General features: G+C 54.9%; 14 protein-coding genes. 4 read left to right on the forward strand and 10 right to left on the reverse strand.

From position 1 onward, the window contains the following. Positions 1 to 25: 25 nt before the first annotated feature. The 4 genes from SH139x_RS25405 to SH139x_RS25420 all read right to left on the reverse strand — a co-directional run bounded on the left by SH139x_RS25405 (position 26) and on the right by SH139x_RS25420 (position 3,906). Positions 26 to 1,636, reverse strand: coding sequence for an FAD-binding domain-containing protein (locus SH139x_RS25405; protein ID WP_488352543.1), 1,611 nt, complete (start codon positions 1,634 to 1,636; stop codon positions 26 to 28). Next, positions 1,633 to 1,821: a DUF2256 domain-containing protein gene (locus SH139x_RS25410; RefSeq protein WP_488352544.1), complete on the reverse strand. Its 189-nt coding sequence runs from the start codon at positions 1,819 to 1,821 to the stop codon at positions 1,633 to 1,635. Before SH139x_RS25410 ends, SH139x_RS25405 begins: the two co-directional genes overlap by 4 nt. Before the next feature lie 267 nt (positions 1,822 to 2,088). Then, complete coding sequence (locus tag SH139x_RS25415) at positions 2,089 to 2,838, reverse strand: class I SAM-dependent methyltransferase (RefSeq protein WP_488352545.1); 750 nt, start codon at positions 2,836 to 2,838, stop codon at positions 2,089 to 2,091. A gap of 69 nt (positions 2,839 to 2,907) precedes the next feature. Beyond that, positions 2,908 to 3,906 carry a heparin lyase I family protein gene (locus SH139x_RS25420; protein ID WP_488352546.1) on the reverse strand — a complete coding sequence of 333 codons (999 nt, stop codon included), beginning with the start codon at positions 3,904 to 3,906 and terminating at the stop codon, positions 2,908 to 2,910. Between the two features lie 203 nt (positions 3,907 to 4,109). Here SH139x_RS25420 and SH139x_RS25425 point away from each other — a divergent pair, with 203 nt between their 5' ends. The 3 genes from SH139x_RS25425 (at position 4,110) to SH139x_RS25435 (ending at position 7,119) form a co-directional block, all read left to right on the forward strand. After that, positions 4,110 to 4,976, forward strand: a complete 867-nt coding sequence (locus SH139x_RS25425) for a UDP-2,3-diacylglucosamine diphosphatase (protein WP_488352547.1) — start codon at positions 4,110 to 4,112, stop codon at positions 4,974 to 4,976. Positions 4,977 to 5,128: 152 nt separating this feature from the next. Then, complete coding sequence (locus SH139x_RS25430; protein WP_488352548.1) at positions 5,129 to 6,334, forward strand: BtaA family protein; 1,206 nt, start codon at positions 5,129 to 5,131, stop codon at positions 6,332 to 6,334. Continuing rightward, positions 6,331 to 7,119, forward strand: a complete 789-nt coding sequence (locus tag SH139x_RS25435) for a class I SAM-dependent methyltransferase (RefSeq protein ID WP_488352549.1) — start codon at positions 6,331 to 6,333, stop codon at positions 7,117 to 7,119. Before SH139x_RS25430 ends, SH139x_RS25435 begins: the two co-directional genes overlap by 4 nt. Here SH139x_RS25435 and SH139x_RS25440 read toward each other — a convergent pair. The 4 genes from SH139x_RS25440 to SH139x_RS25455 all read right to left on the reverse strand — a co-directional run bounded on the left by SH139x_RS25440 (position 7,081) and on the right by SH139x_RS25455 (position 13,610). After that, positions 7,081 to 9,015, reverse strand: coding sequence for a putative bifunctional diguanylate cyclase/phosphodiesterase (locus tag SH139x_RS25440; protein ID WP_488352550.1), 1,935 nt, complete (start codon positions 9,013 to 9,015; stop codon positions 7,081 to 7,083). The two genes, SH139x_RS25435 and SH139x_RS25440, sit on opposite strands and share 39 nt — an antisense overlap. Positions 9,016 to 9,267: 252 nt before the next feature. Then, positions 9,268 to 11,151, reverse strand: a complete 1,884-nt coding sequence (locus SH139x_RS25445) for a sulfatase family protein (RefSeq protein WP_488352551.1) — start codon at positions 11,149 to 11,151, stop codon at positions 9,268 to 9,270. A 129-nt stretch (positions 11,152 to 11,280) separates the two neighbouring features. Then, positions 11,281 to 11,781 carry a hypothetical protein gene (locus tag SH139x_RS25450; protein WP_488352552.1) on the reverse strand — a complete coding sequence of 167 codons (501 nt, stop codon included), beginning with the start codon at positions 11,779 to 11,781 and terminating at the stop codon, positions 11,281 to 11,283. A 107-nt stretch (positions 11,782 to 11,888) separates the two neighbouring features. Next, entirely contained in the window at positions 11,889 to 13,610 is a 1,722-nt protein-coding gene (locus tag SH139x_RS25455) for a M20/M25/M40 family metallo-hydrolase (protein ID WP_488352553.1), read from the reverse strand. A gap of 152 nt (positions 13,611 to 13,762) precedes the next feature. Here SH139x_RS25455 and ggt point away from each other — a divergent pair, with 152 nt between their 5' ends. Continuing rightward, positions 13,763 to 15,517 carry a gamma-glutamyltransferase gene (gene ggt, locus SH139x_RS25460; protein WP_488352554.1) on the forward strand — a complete coding sequence of 585 codons (1,755 nt, stop codon included), beginning with the start codon at positions 13,763 to 13,765 and terminating at the stop codon, positions 15,515 to 15,517. Positions 15,518 to 15,586: 69 nt separating this feature from the next. Here ggt and SH139x_RS25465 read toward each other — a convergent pair whose 3' ends face one another. Next, positions 15,587 to 15,877, reverse strand: coding sequence for a hypothetical protein (locus SH139x_RS25465; RefSeq protein ID WP_488352555.1), 291 nt, complete (start codon positions 15,875 to 15,877; stop codon positions 15,587 to 15,589). Between the two features lie 2 nt (positions 15,878 to 15,879). Then, positions 15,880 to 17,631, reverse strand: coding sequence for a GntP family permease (locus tag SH139x_RS25470; RefSeq protein WP_488356090.1), 1,752 nt, complete (start codon positions 17,629 to 17,631; stop codon positions 15,880 to 15,882). Between the last annotated feature and the right edge of the window lie 203 nt (positions 17,632 to 17,834).

A 17,834-nucleotide genomic window follows, 5' to 3' on the forward strand; every position in this document is an offset into this window, starting at 1 on the left:
TGACGCGGCGTTAACTGCCTTCTGGTCATCCAGTCTCCGCTGATCCGCCTTGCGCGTCTTCAGAGTCGAACAGCCAAAGTTGGTTCTGGTCGCTGACCGCTTTGCTTGATTTTTTCGGCGGTTGGCGTTTTTTCGGTAGCGGATCCCGCTTTTTCCGCGAGCCATGTTTCTGGTAAACCCGCTGGGACTCTTCAATCGCAGCTTGAGATTGACGAACAGCGAAAATCCGTTGTTTGGCGACTCGATACGCGGTGCGGTGATCCACGATCGGCCGAGGATAATCGCTGCCCAGCAGACAGCCCACGCGTCGTTGCACATCTAGCGGCATTCGCTGCGGTTCGGGCAGATATTCATCCGGCACATGTTGCAATTCGGGGACATACCGACGAATAAATATGCCGTGTGGATCGTGATCCGCAACCTGCTTGGCAGGCGAATAGATGCGGACCGTGTTGATGCCCGCCGTGCCGGATTGCATCTGACACTGTGAAAAATGGATTCCCGGTTCAAAGTCCAAGAAATGTTTGGCTAAGTAAACTGCCGGCTGACGCCAATGTAGCCAAAGATGATTAGCGGCAAACGAGAGCAACATCGCCCGCATGCGAAAGTTAATCCAACTGTGCTGATGCAAGGCTCTCATGCAGGCATCGATCATCGGATATCCAGTCGAACCGGCTTGCCAAGCTGCAAAATATTCCTCATTAAACGCATCCTCTCGCAACCCATCATATGCGCGATTGAAGTTACGAAATTCCAATTCCGGCTCATCTTCCAGCTTTTGCATAAAATGACAATGCCAAGCTAATCGTGAAGCATACGACTTCAATGATTGTTGCCAACGTCGGTCAAAGGTCCCCGCCGGTGCTTGCCGCACTTCCTGCTGTCGCTGCACCAGACGCTGATGCACCGTCTTCATCGAAATACATCCCCAGGCCAAATAGGGACTCAGACGGCTACATTCGCGAAACGCCGACACCGGGCTCGACATCCCTTTGCGGTAATTCACTCCCCGAGTTTTTAAGAAATCCGCCAGCGTCTCCTCGGCAGCCGTTTGCCCACCGACTTGCAGCTCAGTTTTATCGGTTGCACCAAGTCCCAATTGAGCGGGCGACGGCAGGGTGCCCCAATCGAAACCTTCCGGAACGACCATCCTTGTTGGAGTGGGGACGATTGGTTGCGACATCCGCTGCTGCCACAACTTGGCCCAGCCATCACGATTGGGCAAACGGCGAACGACTCCGCTCTGTGGGAATTCCATCCAAGGAACCAGTCGTTCCCGACACCACTTGCCCACCCGCCGATCACGCTGATAAGTCACTGCGTTGCCAGTCTCCTCGTGAGCAAAAAGCCCCGCGATCGCAAACTCATCATGGATACGTTCCAAGACCTCCGGGAACTCACCAACCCGCACTGCCAAACGGCCACCGATCTCGCGGAGGCGGCCTGAGAGTTCGGCAAGCGAGGCGATAATAAAATCAAAATGCGAGCGATCCATCTCGGGTGTGCTCCACAGCGAAGGCTCGAACACATAGATCGCCACGGTGGAGCCAAGTTGACTAGCTTCCCACAGCGGTCGATGGTCACTCAACCGCAGGTCGCGTTTCAACCACACCAGCCTGATGGGAGGCTTATTCATGCCTCCCCTCCCGTGTTGCCACAAGCTGGTTTTCGAGCCGGATCGCCATGCCCGCCTTGCCGCCGACAGCGTTGGCTGCAGTATTTGACTTCATTCCAGCAGCGGGCCCACTTCTTTCGCCACGCGAAGGGACGGCGACAAACAGGGCAAATTTTGCTGGGCAAATCAGATTTCGAACGCGTCATTGCTGAAAAAATTTCGTGCTGGGCCTGAATGAACCGGTCGGGCTTTTAACCGAAATCGCACGCGTTGAGTTAACGGATTGATCAAACAGACCGCCAGCGAGTCGTCTGCGGTTTTGGTGCTAGCGGTTAGCGGTTAGCGGTTTTGGCGCTAGCCACCGTTTTGTTGGGCGCGAATAGTTCGGTGCAAGGCGAGAACCGCGGCTAGCGCCATTGCGGCTAACGAAAACCGCGGCGACCGGCTAACGGTTTTGGCGCTAGCCACCGTTCCTAACTTCGCAGTTTTCGATAGACGCCAGTCATCACCTTGGCGAGCAGATCTCGCGTCGTCCGCTCGAACGCAATGGTGTAGTTTTTGTCGGAACTCATCGTCTTTTGAGCGAGACCCCAGGACTCATTCAGCACTTTCAGTGTTCCGTAGTGAGGATGCTGTTTCACCAGCAAGCGAAACACCTCGCTGATCTGCGGAGTCTTCATTTCGTCTTCAGAGAGACTGTGGTGGGAAATGCCGTCGGTAGCATCACTCTCACGATCTACCGATGCGTACGTCCACTCGTAGTCGTCGAAAATCATCCAGCCATCTTTGCGAAGCAGTTTATCGGCAAAGAAGAAAGCCGCGCCGTCGATCGTCCAATTCTTTGGTCCGTCGATGATGCAGAGATCATAAACCTCGGCACATTTATCGTGCTTGGTGTTCTTGGCAATTTCATCGTGCAAGAACCAGGTGTAACCTGACTTCATTCTGACGACTTTGGCGTAGCCGTCCAAGCCGGTCTTCTTTAATTGATCTTCGGCGGTGGGAGCAAAATTAACGTCAATCAAGTCGACTGCCGTGACGCATCCTCGCCCCAATTCTTGTAACGCGGCAGCGATGTAACAGGTGGCCGTTCCATGCGCGATGCCCAGTTCGAGGACATCGGTCATTTGCTGTTCCAAGATAAGGTCGTAGAGGTATTTCCCGTGGTCCTTCGCGGTGAAGGGCACATGCCCCACCATGGCATAAATCTCATCGAACTTCATGGCGTACTTTCAAACCAGTATGTCTTAATGTGCAAAACAGGAGGCCAGTCGCCAGCGGACGAAAGCCATTTAATTTCCCGGGCCGCCCCGCAGTGCTTTGCTGCGAACCAAGGGAGCGAGCGGGCGAGTGGAGATCGTGCTGTCGTCGAAATAGACGGTGGCGGTACCGACTTCTTTCCCCCCCGCGATGTGATCAGTGTAATTACCAATGCCCCAAACGATGTTTTCTTCTTGAGGATTTACGCTGGTTCGCACGTTTTCCGCCCGGATGATCGATTCGCCATTCAGCCAGACCTCAATACGCCCCCGATCCCCAGCGTTGACCTTGACAAATGCTTCAATGTGAAACCAACGCCCTACCGGAATCGGCACCCGGTTGTGCGGTTCCCAACTTTTTTGCTGATTAATCGGGCTGTAGAGATAAAAGAACAACTGTCGAGTTTGTGGATCCTTTTCGATATTCATGCTCCAGGTCGACTGGCTTTGGTCATTCGCGTCGTGCGATTTGAATTGAAAGACATTCCACCAACCGCCGTCGCCGGGATCCCAAGGAGCCTGCTTGGCCGGATCATAAGCCTCTGGCAGATACATCCAAGTGCCATAGTAAGCGGCCAGTGGCAACTCCACTCCGCCCCGATCGTACGCGCCGGTAGCCCACCGCATCAACCGCACCGCTTTGTTGCCATTGGCCGCGCGGATCGCGTTGCGAATGGTTGCCTCGCCAGCGAACCGTCCCGAGTGCACGACTTGTGAAGTGCCCCTCGCCGCGACGTTCTCGTCGTCAGTGTTCAACACACCACCGCCGGGCGATTGACTGGTGGGAATCGACCACTGATCCAAGTTGCCCGTTTCATAATCGGCTGACCAGAGGATTGTTCCCCGCGCGTCGGCAGGCAGCGTTGCTAGCCACGTGGCGGCGCTACCGCCCTCGGGCCCTGTCAATGCTTGAGCCAGCAGCACGCTGTGGGGCAAGAACAAATAGGCGAGCAGCGCGCAGGCCACAGTTCCCCTAGCACGAACCCGCTGGGGCCAAATCCAGATCGCAAAAAGATTGCCCAAATCCAGCATTCAATACTTCCTTTCAAACCCGCACATTGCGACTTGCTGACGCTCTGCCGCGTGATTAGGCGAGTTGCACTCGCAAAAAACCAACGAATTCTTCCACTTAACTGCTTGATGCGTTAACACGAATTAAACACTCAGCTGTTATCAAACAACCTTATAAGGGCATTCAACAAATTATAGCTCCCCGATCGCAAGGAATAGGCGTCATGAGCGGGATCGCAGCGGTGCCGATTAGAACTTTGCTCGTCAGCGACGTCCACCTAGGCGGGAAACACGCACGCAGCGAGGAATTCCTCGCATTTTTGCAACGCTATCGCCCTGATAATTTGTATCTGGTCGGCGACTTTTTCGACGCATGGAAGGTAAAGACAGGTTGGCATTGGCCGGAGAGCTGTGATCGGATCGTTGCACATTTGAACCAGCTAGTCGAACAGGGAACACAACTGCACTACACGCCTGGCAACCACGATGCTTTCTTGCGACAGGAATCGCGACGTGGCTTACTCCCGGGAGGATTTCCCCAGGCAACGATCGCAGATGAATTTGTTTATGAAACGCTGCACGGCTGGAAATTCTTAGTGACCCATGGGGACCTATTTGATTTTGTCGAGAATAAAGCCCAGTGGCTCTCCCAGATCGGTTCATTCCTATACGACACCTGCCTCAGTCTGAATCGTTGGTTGCAAAGCCGATTTCTCAGCGAGAATCGCAATCCCTATGGAGCGTGCGCCGTCGTCAAGGGAAGTGTCAAACGCGGGGTTAAGTTCATTAGCGGCTACGAAGAGAAGATCATAAACCATGCCCGATCGCAGAACTGTCACGGAGTCATCTGCGGTCACATCCACTCACCCGGCATTAAACAGACGGGTGACATTGTTTATTGCAACACTGGGGATTGGGTTGAGAATTGCACCGGCTTGATCGAGCATCGCGACGGTGGCCTCGAACTCGTCTGTCGTTACGACTCGTCGCAAGCTATCCGCCTAACCGAACGCTGCGAAGATCGTGTCGCTCGCCTTCTTGACGTAAAACCTGATCCTTGCTTGGTAACTTTCGGTTATATCAGCCGCTGAGCACTAGCTCACGGTTCCGAGGAACCGGACGCTAGCGTGTTCCGGCTGATTCCGTTTTGTTTCATGACTTATGCGGAGTTGCTTAGATCTAGTTTTCGGCAACCATCATAAGAATACCCTTTCCCTTCGCCTGCATTCGAAAGATTCGTGTGATGCTAAAAGATTGGATCAGCCAAAAATTTTTTCACGCAGTCCATACTAAGAACTTGGTCTACAACACTTGTTGGGAGGATCCACGACTTGATCGCCAAGCTCTTGAGCTTAATTCCAACGACTCGGTACTGGTGATTACATCGGCCGGATGCAACGCTTTAGATTACGCGCTGGGGGGTCCCCGCGAAGTCTTTGCGGTTGACATGAATTTACTGCAGAACGCCTTGCTGGAATTAAAAAAATCAGCAATCCGGACCTTGGAGCATGATGACTTCTTTCAGATCTTTGGCGAGGGATTTCATCCACAGTGGAGAGAACTCTATCATCGCCGGGTACGTCCAGAGCTGTCTTCGGAATACCGAGCCGTTTGGGATCGGCGGATTAATTTCTTTGATGGATCAGCTCGGCGCAAGAGCTTTTACTTTCGCGGCACTTCGGGCTTCTTCGCGTGGATGATCAACGGCTACCTTAATCGCCCGCGGGGTTTGCGGGAAGCTGTCAAAGAGATACTTTCCGCTGAGACCACGGAGGAGCAATCGTACATTTTTGAATCGAGAGACGTGTCACGGCTGTTGTTTTCAAAGCCGATGCAATGGGCATTGCGACGCGACACGACGATGGCGATGTTGGGTGTCCCTCGCAGCCAGCGTCAGCAGATTGAAAACGGATACGCAGGAGGTATCGGACGGTTCATTCAAGATCGAATCGAGACAGTATTTCGCAAGATGCCCTTAAAAGACAATTATTTCTGGCGAGTTTATCTGACGGGAAAATATAGCCGCACCTGCTGTCCCGAATACCTTACCGAGCAAGGTTTTCAGAACTTAAAATCCGGGATGGTCGATCGTGTTTCGACACACACAGCGACGGTACAATCATTTTTAGCGCAACACGACGCGACTGTTTCTCGATTTGTTTTGCTCGATCACATGGATTGGCTGTACGAAAGACACCCGCAATCCTTAGCTGACGAGTGGCAAAGTATCGTCGATCGTGCGGCGCCCAACTCACGAGTCTTGTGGCGGAGCGCGGCCCTGCGCGTAGACTTCGTCGATTCGCTTTCCATTCGTGCCAACGGACGACAAGTCACCGTTGGTGAACTGTTGCATTACCATCCCGAACTGGCTGCAGAATTACATGCTAGGGATCGCGTCAACACCTATGGGAGTTTTTATGTCGCTGACATCGGCGGGGTGGCAGCGTGAGCGGAGACATCGGGAAGACTTCGTGGCGCAGTGACATTCGAGTATTGAGGCATCTGCTGCTGCATTCGATTCGTGGTAAGACACATGCCGAACGTTTGGAGTCCTTTTACGGCGGTCAAGCTAAAGACTATGATTCGTTTCGGCAGAATATGCTTCACGGTCGCGAGGAGTTGATCGCGAACATCGATTTTCCGGAACATGGTGTTTGGGTCGACCTTGGATCTGGCACAGGTGAGAATGTTTTGTTGGCCGGCCCAATCGCTCATTTGATGCATGCAATTCATCTGGTCGACCTCTCTCCCTCGCTACTTGAGGTTGCTGCAAAACGTGTTGCCGACGCTGACATTAAAGTTGCTCATCTACACCTAGCGGATGCTACGCAGTTCCAAGCACCACTTGAAAGCGTTGATGTCGTGACGTTTTCGTACTCCTTGACAATGATTCCTGATTGGTTTGAAGCGATCGCTGCGGCGGAGCGGATACTCAAGCCTGGTGGCATCATTGCAGTTACTGATTTCTATGTCTCCCGAAAGTTTGCCGAGGACGGCCATCACCAGCACGGTTGGCTTCGACGCGCTTTCTGGACACATTGGTTCGCCGCCGACAATGTCTTTCTCAGTGGGGACCATATTGCGCTTTTGCATCGTCGTTTTAAGGTCGAACAATTCCACGAGCGGAAAGGGAAGTTACCTTACCTGCCCTGGATTCGTGCACCCTATTACTTATTCATCGGTCGTAAAAAGAGTCTAACCGAGCATTGCGAGATCAGCGACAAGAGTGCCTGAAGTCTCCGCAGGCTGGGTGGCAGCGGCACGTTGGGCGAGCCATACTGGATAATCGTCTCCCGGCATGGGTTTACCAATCCAATAGCCCTGCAGCACGGTACAGCCGATTTTCTGGAGCAGATCCGCTTGTTCGGCCGTTTCCACCCCCTCAGCCACCGTTGTCAGACCCAGGCCAGTTCCCAAAGAGACAATGGAGCGAACGATGGCTTCCGATTGAGGGTCATGCGTGACATCTCGGGTAAACGACAAGTCAACCTTTAAGGTGTGAATTCGGAAGTTCTTCAAATAGCTGAGCGAAGAATAGCCCGTTCCAAAGTCATCAATCGCAATGCGGAAGCCCAGTTGATCGAGTTGGCTGATCAAACAAATTGCCTGATCGACATCCTCCATCATGGCATACTCGGTAATCTCCAGCTCGAACCACTCAGGTTGCGCTCCGGTCTCAGCCAAGGTCGCCTTCAACGTTTCCACAAAACGGGGGTGGCGAAGCTGACGGGGAGAGACATTAACAGCTATCGAAGGCTGAGTTCCCGCCGCATGCCATTCGCAAGCCTTCTCGGCGGCGAGCCTCAGCACCAATTCACCCAGCGGCACGATCAAGCCCGTTTGTTCGGCGATCGGAACGAAGTCACTCGGTGGAATAAAGTTTCCTTCGGGAGTTCGCCAGCGCGCCAAAGCTTCACAGCCCACAATTGCGCCGCTGCTCGCGCACGCCTTGGGCTGGAAATATAACGTAATCTCGCGTTCAAGAATCGCTTGCCGCAGCTTCGAGCGAATGCTGTGACGATTCATCACGCGGTCTTGCATCTGCGGTGAGAATACCCGTCGCTGATTTTTCCCCGCTTCTTTGGCAACGTACATCGCCGTGTCGGCATTGCACATCAGCAATTCGCTAGTTTCCCCATGCTCGGGAAAACAAGTAATTCCGATGCTCAGCCCAATGACAACCTCCGCCTCCAACAACCGAAAGGGTTCGCGAAAAGCTTGCAATAGCTCGTCGACCACCAGTATCGAGAGAGCTTGCTGACCGCATCCAGAGCCGCTTTCCCCACCTGACAAACTGGCCGAATCGCGTTTGCCCTCGCCGGTCAGAATCAGGGCAAATTCATCACCACCGAATCGCGATACAAATCCTCGATCTCCCACCGTTTCCGCGATCCGTTTGCCAACCGTTTGCAGCAGGCGATCGCCCGTCGCATGACCGGTTGAATCATTGACGTTTTTAAAGTCGTCAAGATCAAGAAAGCAAACGGAGACGTTGAAATGTTTACGTTTCGCCAGCTTGAGCACCCTTTCGAGCTCATCTGAAAAATAACGCCGATTGGGAAGGCCTGTTAAATTATCAAACAGGGCCTGCTGTCGAAGTTGCGATTGCGTTGACTCCAAATCACTGATGTCGGCGAGCACCGCGTCGATTTGCAGCGTCTGTTGCTCAATATCATAAGAAGGAGTAAGTGAAAGCCAAAAAGATCGTTGCTGCGATGCTTCCGCTCCGATAGTGGCTTTACCAGACCAAGGTTCACCGTCGGCAACCTGATTTACGACGTCAGCCAATTCGTCTGTTTCCAAATTAACGGATTGCCAGAAGGGCCTACCTGTTAGATCGTCGCCAGCCTTTAAGTCAAAAAAACCGTTGGCACAAAAGGCTGGATTGGCATCCAGAATTGTCCCCGCCAAATCGAGAGTTGCGATCCCGACGGTTGTGTCGCGATATACTCTCGCGGCGGCTTGATAGCCAGCTTCATCCACTAACTCGCGCCGCAGACTCAGCAACGACTCAGACAACGCGCTGCGCTCAGACGATTCGCTAATCAGTGAGTCAACTTGCTCGAGTAATAACTCCAAGCTGGAATCACGGCATGGTGATGGGCGGATCGAGGGAGACAGTTCCGGCATCAATTATGCTTTTGATCACGCGTCAGAGGGGTTTTTCCGGGAGGGGTAAAGCACCACTCCCAGGGTTCAGTGCAGCCACGAAATGTTAGCTCACGCGGAACCTATTCGCGGACTAAAAACAGCACCAATGCTGCATGAAGTTGCACGCTAACCAACTCCATTTACCGGTTGCTCCGCATGCGCCTGTTAACTTGGGGGGCGTTATGAGGCTGGATTGCAGGAGCCGGCGAGCAAATTGAGCCCCGCTTGCACTCAATCTAAGTACTCAAGTCGCCGGGCCACTTCGCCCTTACGGAAGTCTTCTGGCACGAATTGAGTCACGCCCGCGAAGGGAATCGCCAGGTGATCACGCAAATAGACGATCTCATTGAGCAGCAATAAAGTCTCAATTTCCGAGGAGACTTTTTCGAGCGCTTCGGTGAGGATTGCACGCGGGTCAAAGTCAGACGTGACAGCCAGCATGACTGCGGCCCGCGCGCGGACTAACGGTTGTTCCGCTTGTAACGCTTTCTTGGCACGGGCGTGCCAAGCAGTTGGCAGCGGCTCGTCGGCATAACTGGCGGCTGCTGTCAGCGCCCAGTACCGCCGCCACGGATCATCCGAGTTGATCGCTTGCTGCCATGTCGCATCGATTTCGCTGGGAGGCGACAAGCAGAGATCGGCGGTTTCCAACAAGTCGCCAATTCGTGCCTGTTGTGCCTCGCCAAAGCCCAAAGGATCCCTGGCGGCCGCTGGAACGCCAACCGATTCGGGGAAAAAGCTGAGGTCGGGTAAGGCTTTCAACCGCTTTTGCAAACGAGTTCTCAGGTCAGCCAAGATGTCGGCGAATTCAGGGTCATCCGCTAAATTGTTAACCTCGAACGGATCTTGATTGAGATCGTATAGCAACTCCGCGGGACGAGCTTGGAAGAAATCTGCTTGGCTAGTATTTAACTCTCCCGCGTTAAATTGTTCGCGCCATTGCTCGTAAGCCAGCATCTTGTACCGGTAATTGTTTTGCAGCCCATCAGGATAGAAAGGTTGATAGTTGCGGATGTAGTGATAGCGGCCTCGGTGTAACGATCGCGTCATGTCGATTTTTTCATCGAATCGATCGGCATACCCTAACGCCTCGGTGAATTGATCATCGCTCGCCGCCGCGTCCCCCAAGAAAGGCTGGCCATCCATCAAGGGAGGCGTGTTGATTCCGACTAGGCTCAGCACGGTTGGACCAAAATCAACAAACTCCACAAACCGATTGTCATCCGCGCCGGCGACAAGCTGCCAGCGTTGTAAAAGTTTTTCGGGAAAGCGAATCACCAGGGGCACGTGCAAGCCGACGTCATAGACATAGCCTTTGGAACGGGGTAACACACCGCCGTGGTCACCAAAATAAAAGACAATCGTATTTTCCCAAACACCGTCCTCTTTGAGTTGTCCAATCAGCTTTTCCACAGCCTGATCAATGACTTGAATTCTGTCGAGGTAGCGCGCATGGGTATAGCGGACTAACTCGGTGTCAGGCAGATAAGGATGCGGTTGCAGCGCCGCGGGGTCATGCTGAGTCGCTTCGTTCCGAAAGACTTGCTCGTTAAAGTGCAGTGAGCTTTCATGAGACATGGTAAATGTCTGCACATGAAAAAAAGGAGTCTCCGGGGTGGGGCGTCCCCGCCAGCTGGCCCGCCGCGAGGAATCATCCCACGCTTGCTTGGCTCCCGTGATGTTATAATCTTCTTTGCTGTTGTTTGTGGTGTAATACCCCGCTCGCCGCAACTCTGCGGGGAACAAATTTAATCCCGCCGGTAACTGAACCAATTGGCTGCGACGATGGTACTGCGTGGCCAGCCGAGGCGCGTAACAACCGGTGATCAGCGTGGTGCGGGCAACGCTGCAAACGGGTGAACAGGAAAAGGCGTTGCGAAAAGTCAGTCCTTCGCTAGCCAGCGATTCAATCGCCGGTGCGGTGGCTCCACCCGGAAAGAAATGTTGCAAGTAATGCATGGAGTTGTCTTCCGACATAATCCATACCACATTGGGACGCTCCTCCGGCGATTGTGCCTGGGCCGAGAGCAAACTTCCGCAACAACCTAAAAAGAACAAAAAAATAATCGGGCGATTTGATGCCCAAAGCTTGGCACGCCTGTTGCTAACATGCATAAACCACCCTCACAACAAAATGGGAAAAACGGCGTCTGGCTTGCGAGCGTTACTCACCGAACGAGACAAGCTAGTTGGGGTCAGACAAGATGTGCAGGATATAGAGGGCGGGAGCTTGGGAACGAGCGTTTAGAAAGTATATGGATTATTTGGATCGGACTTTCTGGGTGACGTGGGAGTGCCATAAAAATTATTACCCGCCATCCCAAACTGCATGAATCGGGATCGGCACTCGCTGACTTTGATTATGTACATGATCATCACAATCAAACCGGCAATTCCCGAGAAGATATTGACGCAAGGGACAAAACTTAAGAGGCCACAGATTCCCCACCACATGCCCAGTTTTTCACCGCAGTCGTCTGTTCCAGCCATCTGCTGGCTGAAGATGTTCTGGTAAGACTTGGAAAGATTACTGGTGTAGATGAATACCCAGACGAGATTAAACAGGGGGATCATTAACAGGAACGCCGCACCGGGAGAAACCAGTCGTTGGTTTTCGGGGAGAACCACCGCAGTGCGATAAAGAAAATAGCTAATCAGTGCGCTGATGCCGAGGCCGATGAAGAAAGCAAATCCATAGATCAGCAAGGCGAAAGCGATTCCAATGGCATCAGGATCAGCGTTCATGATTACTTTCGAAGAGAGCAAGAGTAATGAAAGGGAGTAGTGCAAGGCAGCAAACGCTGGCCTCGTGGATCCTGCGATTCCCCATAACGGCATTCGCAGACATGCTGCTATTCTTGGCTTTCGAGTTCGCGCAGCGCCGCTTTTCTGGCTGCTTCGAATTCGTCGCCGGGGGTCCAGGTTGGCAATCGGCTCTGGTTGGCAACTCGCAGACTGACGTGGAACAACAGTTGCAGGTCCTCGATCGCTCCTGACAAATCCCAGTCCTCGCGATACTCGTCGCTGGGCTGATGATATGTTTCCTGGACCCATTTGTCCAACTGTTCTTTGCCCCAATTATCGGGCTTGCCGCGAACTCGAGTGCCAGCGTGCAGGTAGACGCCTGGAACTCCGATCCGAGCCAGCGAAAACTGGTCGGAGCGATAGTAATAGCCACGATCTGGAAAGGCATCCGGGGTGACGATCCTGTCTTGCGAGACGGCGACCGCTTTGACGATCTCGTCCAAACTCGACTTGCCGCTGCCAATCACGTTGACGTCATAACTGCGACCCAGCACGCTGAGTCCATCGATATTGATGACGGCCGCCATCGCACCGGCGGGAACGGGTGGAAATTCAGCAAAATGCTTGCTGCCCAGCAAACCTTGCTCTTCGGCACCAACGGCGGCAAACAGGATCGAACGCGCCGGCGGTTCGGGTAACTCGGTGAAGGCTTTGAGGATGGTCAGCAGCCCGGCAGTTCCAGAGGCGTTATCGATAGCACCGTTGTAAATATTGTCACCGCGGGCATCACGTTGATCGGACATACCAAGATGATCATGGTGCGCCATCACAACCACGTATTGATCCTTCAGCTTCGGATCGGCACCGGGCAACACCCCCACCACGTTGGCTGTCTCTTGTCCGCGGACCGCAGCGGACAAGTCAACGGAGAGCGTCGTGCCCAACGGCACCGGTTGGAAGTCGCGACTTTCGGCCGCCGCACGGAGTGCATCTAGGTCGTGTCCAGCCAGCGAGGCGATGCGTTTGGCCGCGTCATCGCTGACCCAACTCTTGAGTTCCATCCTGGGGCCAGTCGCCGCGCGCAACTCAAACTCTTCGCCACTCCAGGATGTTTGCACAACTTGGAATGGGTAACCGGCTGAAGGAGTCGTGTGAATGATAATCGCACCAGCAGCCCCTTGCGCCGCGGCGGCAGCGTACTTGTAATCCCAGCGCCCGTAATACAACCTGCGTCGTCCCGCAAACAACTCGGGGTCATCGGACGGGTCGTTATTCATCATCAATAAGATTTTGCCGCTAAGGTCGACCCCTTTGTAATCATCCCAGTCATATTCGGGAGCGACGATGCCATATCCCACGAAAACGATTTCAGCGTCTTCGATTTTCACTTGCTCAACGGGGCGACCAACCGAACAGATGACGTCATCATAGTTTTTCAGTTCAATACTATCAGCACCTTTCCGCACCGTAACGCTGTCCGGGGAACGCGTTTGCGAGCCAACCAGCGGCACCGCTTGAACCCAACTGTCGCCAGGGAAAACGGGCTTGAGTCCATGCAGTTTGAATTGCGTCTGCAGATAGAGTTGGGTAAGTGCATCGCCGCGTGAACCAGGGCCACGCCCTTCCAGTAAATCGTCCGCCAAGAATTGAATATGGCTGCGAACCACCGTGTCCGTGATCGGGTCGGCGGGATCAGCATCCTGCGCGTTGAGGCTGCCGCAAAGACCTAGCAGCGCGACCAAAACCCCGGCAATGAATTGCGTGGAAGGTAGGTTTAGCTGAACCCAAGTTTTTGCGAAACTGGCTGCGAGTGGAGCGAATACAGGCATGCTGAGGGACCATCGGGCGGGCGGAGATGCTTCTTTGATGTGTAAAACAGTTCGGCTGGAGTTTACACTATAGGCGAAGCGGAAAAAAAGGGTTTGCACCGATTTGCCAACAACCGCTCGGGACCACCCCAACACAGTTTAGGTAGAGCTTAATGAATTTTAGTCGCAGAGAATGGCTATTTGGCTCCGGCGCCATCCTGGCCAGCGGTTTGACCAGCGAAGCTTTGATCCGGGGGCAAGAAGCCAGTCCGCAGGCGAGTACACCAATCGCTCGTGGCCGCCAGGCGGCGATCGCCACGGTCAGCGACCAGGCGACGCGGGCCGGGTTAGCCATGTTTGAGGCGGGGGGGAATGCGGCCGATGCGGCGGTCGCGGCCGGTTTGATGTTGGCGGTCGTGGATGGCCAGAATTCAGGTTTGGGAGGCGGCTGTTTTATCCTGGCTCATAGCGCGGATGGTCGCGTGACGGCGATTGATGGCCGGGAAATGGCACCATCCGCCGCGCACGCCAAGATGTTTTTTCGCAACGGAAAACCGGTGCCTCAACTAAGCCAAGTCGGTGCCTTGGCCGCCGGTGTGCCCGGAGCGGTGGCGGCTTATCACGCTCTCTCAACACGGCTGGGCACTGGCAAATGGGCAATGGCTGCCCGCCTGGCCGCGGAGGTCGCCGGCGAGGGCTTTCCGCTCAGCCAGCCGACCGCCTCCAGGTTGCGCGCCGTGGCGGAAACGCTGCGCCAGTTTCCTGCCGCACGGGCGTTGTACTTTGACTCACAAGGGCAACCCTTGGCGGCGGGCGAACGCTTGGTTCAGCCCGACTTGGCCAACACGCTAAACGAATTGGCAACCGATGGTCCCGACGCGTTTTATCAAGGGCGGTTTGCTGAACTGACCGACCGCTGGATGCGAGCTAACGGCGGCCTGATGACGCAACAAGACATCGCCAACTATCGTGCCGTCGATCGCCAGCCCGTGCGAACCAAGTTTCATGAATACGAACTGATCGGGTTCCCGCCACCGAGCAGCGGTGGAGTACACGTGGGGCAAATCCTCAGCTATCTCGAGCCGTTTGATTTGGCCAATTTAGCCAGTAACTCGGCGGCCACTTATTACCACGTGGTCGCCGAAGCGATGCGATTGGCCTTCGCCGACCGAGCCGTTTTCTTGGGTGATCCCGATTTCGCCGATGTGCCGCTGGGGTTGCTCGATCCGCAATACTTGGCCAGCCGCGCCGCTTTGATCCACCCCGAAAGGAGAATTGCCGACGTGCGGGCTGGCCTACCCCCGGCTGCGATGACCGAGTTTTTTCCACCCTCGGTGCAACAAGATCGCCAGCGTCACACGACTCACTTTACCGCAGCCGATGCGGCGGGCAATTGGGTGGCAATCACGGCGACGGTGAACACGTCGTTTGGTTGCAAAGTTGTCATTCCTGGCACGGGCGTGGTGCTAAATAATCAAATGGACGACTTTGCCATTGCGCCAGGTGTGCCCAATGCTTTTGGGCTGGTCGGTGCCGAGGCGAACGCGCCGGCTGCGGGGAAACGTCCGCTGTCGAGCATGAGCCCTACGTTGGCGATGCGTGGCAAGCAACCCGTAATGACTTGCGGTGCAGCCGGGGGACCGCGGATTATCAGTGCCACCGCGCAACTGCTATTGCGGGTGCTGGCCTGCGGCATGCCGCTCGAAGAAGCTATGGCGGCGCCCAGAGTTCATCATCAATGGCGTCCTGATAAGTTGTTAGTGGAACGGACAATCGGCGAACAAGTCGTGGCAGAATTGACTCAACTGGGACACCAAGTTGACTCGATCAGCGCCGTTGCCACCGCGCAGGGGATAGCTCGTGACGAGGATGGCCAGTTGATCGCCGCGGCCGAATCACGCTTGCCTGGGTCAGCTGCCAGCCGATAGTGCCAGCCGAAAATGCCCGCGCCGCCATGTTGGCAAACTTGAAGGCCAGTCGCCCGTGGGTAAGCTGCATCAAGGCCAGCGGCGAACGCGACTGATAACGTAGTCGATCATCATCCACTGAATCACGACCAAGACAACTGGCCCCATAAAGTAGATAAACTGTTCGACGCGATGATCACCGAAGACGCGTGGCCACGGATCAGCAGCGGCATCACACAGCGCCCTGACTATGGCGCCGTTGATGAATAACATGCCACAGGTAATCAACGTGGCAATCACTGCAAACAAACACCCATGCGAAATACCCGTCGATAGCTGTGCAGCTTGGTGAGAACGACTTGGACGCAGGTCACCGGCCATGATCAACTCACCAAGGGGAGGATTTGACTCAACAAGATCGTCGTCAGCAAACCTGTGAAGGAGAGCACGAACAGCAGCAGGGTCCAGCTCTTTAGCGCTTCGCCTTCGGTTAGCCCACCCATTTTCGCAAATACCCAAAAGCCACTGTCATTCATCCAGCTGCCAAACAGGGAACCAGCTCCCACGGCTGTCCCCAGGTAAACTGGATGGTAGCCGAGTGAAACTCCAGTGGCGATGGCACCAACCATCCCAGCGGCGACAATCATCGCCACGGTGCTGCTCCCCTGGGCAACCTTCAGCACAGCCGCAATCACGTAAGCGAGCAACAGCAGGCTGATTCCGCCCGCCGATGTTTCCCGGAAGACCGCCTCAATCGACTCGCCAATCTGCGCGTCACGTAACATCGCGCCGAAAGCTCCGCCGGCGGCCGTGATCAAGATAATCACTCCGCCGCTCATCAAAGCCTCTTCGACTTCCACCCCAGTTTCTCGGAAGCTCAGCTTGCGCACCGACTTGAGCGTCCAGATCGCCACCAGAGCCGCCAGCAGCAAGGCAAAGTTGGCGTTACTCCATAATTTTGTCCTATCCGCAAAGCGACGTTGAGGCGAATCCCATTGATGCGTGGCAACTGCCTCTGGAAAACTCTGCTCTAACAACATGCGGTTCAACCGCCGCCGATCAACCGGTTTGGTCCGGACGTTGATCTTGCGGGCCATCGTTTCGGTTTCAGAACTTAGACCGACGTCACTGAAGGCGCGAGAATCATACACGTCGCGGGCCAGCAACACTTCGTTGAGACCATCAATCACGACTTGCCGCTGCGATTCGCTGAGGGGATCGTCGGAGAGAATGAAGGCCCGCGCATCATCACCCAAAGCGGAATGTTGGACGAACCGACTGGCCGGTGTGGCTGTGGGCTGGTCAGCTCCCTCGCGTAACGCATTTCGCAGCTGATCGAAATCGGTCACTTGTTCCGCTGTCAGTCGAGCACGATCTTCGCGGTCAGCCAAAGTTGTCGCCAAGGTGCCCAAGCCAATCAGGACCAGCGGCAACAGCACGGGCAGCAGAGCCAGCCCCATCGAGGGCAACTCGGTGACAGGTAACGGTTCATGTTTTTCACTGCCCGGCCCCAAGGGCCGCATCGGGATCGGCATGACGCGATCGACAAAGATGGAAAAGATCAGACCGACGATCGCTGAAGGGATGGCGACCAACAGACCAACGAAAATCATCATGCCAATATCGACACCCAGCGTGGCCGAAACTAACAACGGACCCGGCGTTGGCGGGACCAGCGTGTGGGTGATCGCTCCGCCCGTGGCGATTGCCATCAAGTAACGCAAGTAATGGCGTCCGGTGCGGCGATGTAAGCTGCGAGCCAAGGGGACCAGCAAGTAAAACACCGTATCAAAAAAGACTGGCACGGCCAACAGAAAACCACTTCCCATCAACCCGGCCGAAGCCTTGCGTTCGCCGGTTAAATTCACCGCCGCTCGCACTATCCGATCGGCCGCACCGCTGTCGAGCATGCATTTGCCAATGATGGCAGCCATGGCAATCACGATCCCCACATCGCCCGCCGAACCACCAAAAGCCGAGACGACCGCGTCCATCCTGGCTCCCGGATCTCCCCCCACCATCAAACTGACAACCAGGGCGGCAATGATCAGAGAGAGGAAAGCGTTGATCTTAAATCCGATGATCAGCCCCAAGACGACGGCGATCCCCACGGCCAGCACGAAGAACGGATACATGGGAACGGGCGAGGCGGTTGGCTCTAGCCCGCCGATGATGGCTTCTGTGCTGGCGGCGTTTGTTGCGAATTCCGTGGCTGTCTCTGCGGGCGGCTCAGCCTCTGCTGCTGGCTCGTCGCTGACTACGGGCGGTTGTTGTCCCCAGCTCTGAGGAATTTCAGCCACAAGTTGGGACGCGAACAGCAGCGAGCAGATGAAGAGGA

Origin of the sequence: Kothea flammea, assembly GCF_052161645.1 — a bacterium.
Taxonomy (GTDB): Bacteria; Planctomycetota; Planctomycetia; order Pirellulales; family Pirellulaceae; genus Laterigemmans.

What these genes read in the sequence shown, in the direction of transcription:
- SH139x_RS25405 (WP_488352543.1), bottom strand. Translation starts at nt 1,636, where the DNA reads ATGAATAAGCCTCCCATCAGGCTGGTGTGGTTGAAACGCGACCTGCGG.
- SH139x_RS25470 (WP_488356090.1), bottom strand. Translation starts at nt 17,631, where the DNA reads ATGTATCCGTTCTTCGTGCTGGCCGTGGGGATCGCCGTCGTCTTGGGG.
- SH139x_RS25450 (WP_488352552.1), bottom strand. Translation starts at nt 11,781, where the DNA reads ATGAACGCTGATCCTGATGCCATTGGAATCGCTTTCGCCTTGCTGATC.
- SH139x_RS25410 (WP_488352544.1), bottom strand. Translation starts at nt 1,821, where the DNA reads ATGACGCGTTCGAAATCTGATTTGCCCAGCAAAATTTGCCCTGTTTGT.
- SH139x_RS25440 (WP_488352550.1), bottom strand. Translation starts at nt 9,015, where the DNA reads ATGCCGGAACTGTCTCCCTCGATCCGCCCATCACCATGCCGTGATTCC.
- SH139x_RS25420 (WP_488352546.1), bottom strand. Translation starts at nt 3,906, where the DNA reads ATGCTGGATTTGGGCAATCTTTTTGCGATCTGGATTTGGCCCCAGCGG.
- SH139x_RS25465 (WP_488352555.1), bottom strand. Translation starts at nt 15,877, where the DNA reads ATGGCCGGTGACCTGCGTCCAAGTCGTTCTCACCAAGCTGCACAGCTA.
- SH139x_RS25430 (WP_488352548.1), top strand. Translation starts at nt 5,129, where the DNA reads ATGCTAAAAGATTGGATCAGCCAAAAATTTTTTCACGCAGTCCATACT.
- SH139x_RS25455 (WP_488352553.1), bottom strand. Translation starts at nt 13,610, where the DNA reads ATGCCTGTATTCGCTCCACTCGCAGCCAGTTTCGCAAAAACTTGGGTT.
- ggt (WP_488352554.1), top strand. Translation starts at nt 13,763, where the DNA reads ATGAATTTTAGTCGCAGAGAATGGCTATTTGGCTCCGGCGCCATCCTG.
- SH139x_RS25445 (WP_488352551.1), bottom strand. Translation starts at nt 11,151, where the DNA reads ATGCATGTTAGCAACAGGCGTGCCAAGCTTTGGGCATCAAATCGCCCG.
- SH139x_RS25425 (WP_488352547.1), top strand. Translation starts at nt 4,110, where the DNA reads ATGAGCGGGATCGCAGCGGTGCCGATTAGAACTTTGCTCGTCAGCGAC.
- SH139x_RS25415 (WP_488352545.1), bottom strand. Translation starts at nt 2,838, where the DNA reads ATGAAGTTCGATGAGATTTATGCCATGGTGGGGCATGTGCCCTTCACC.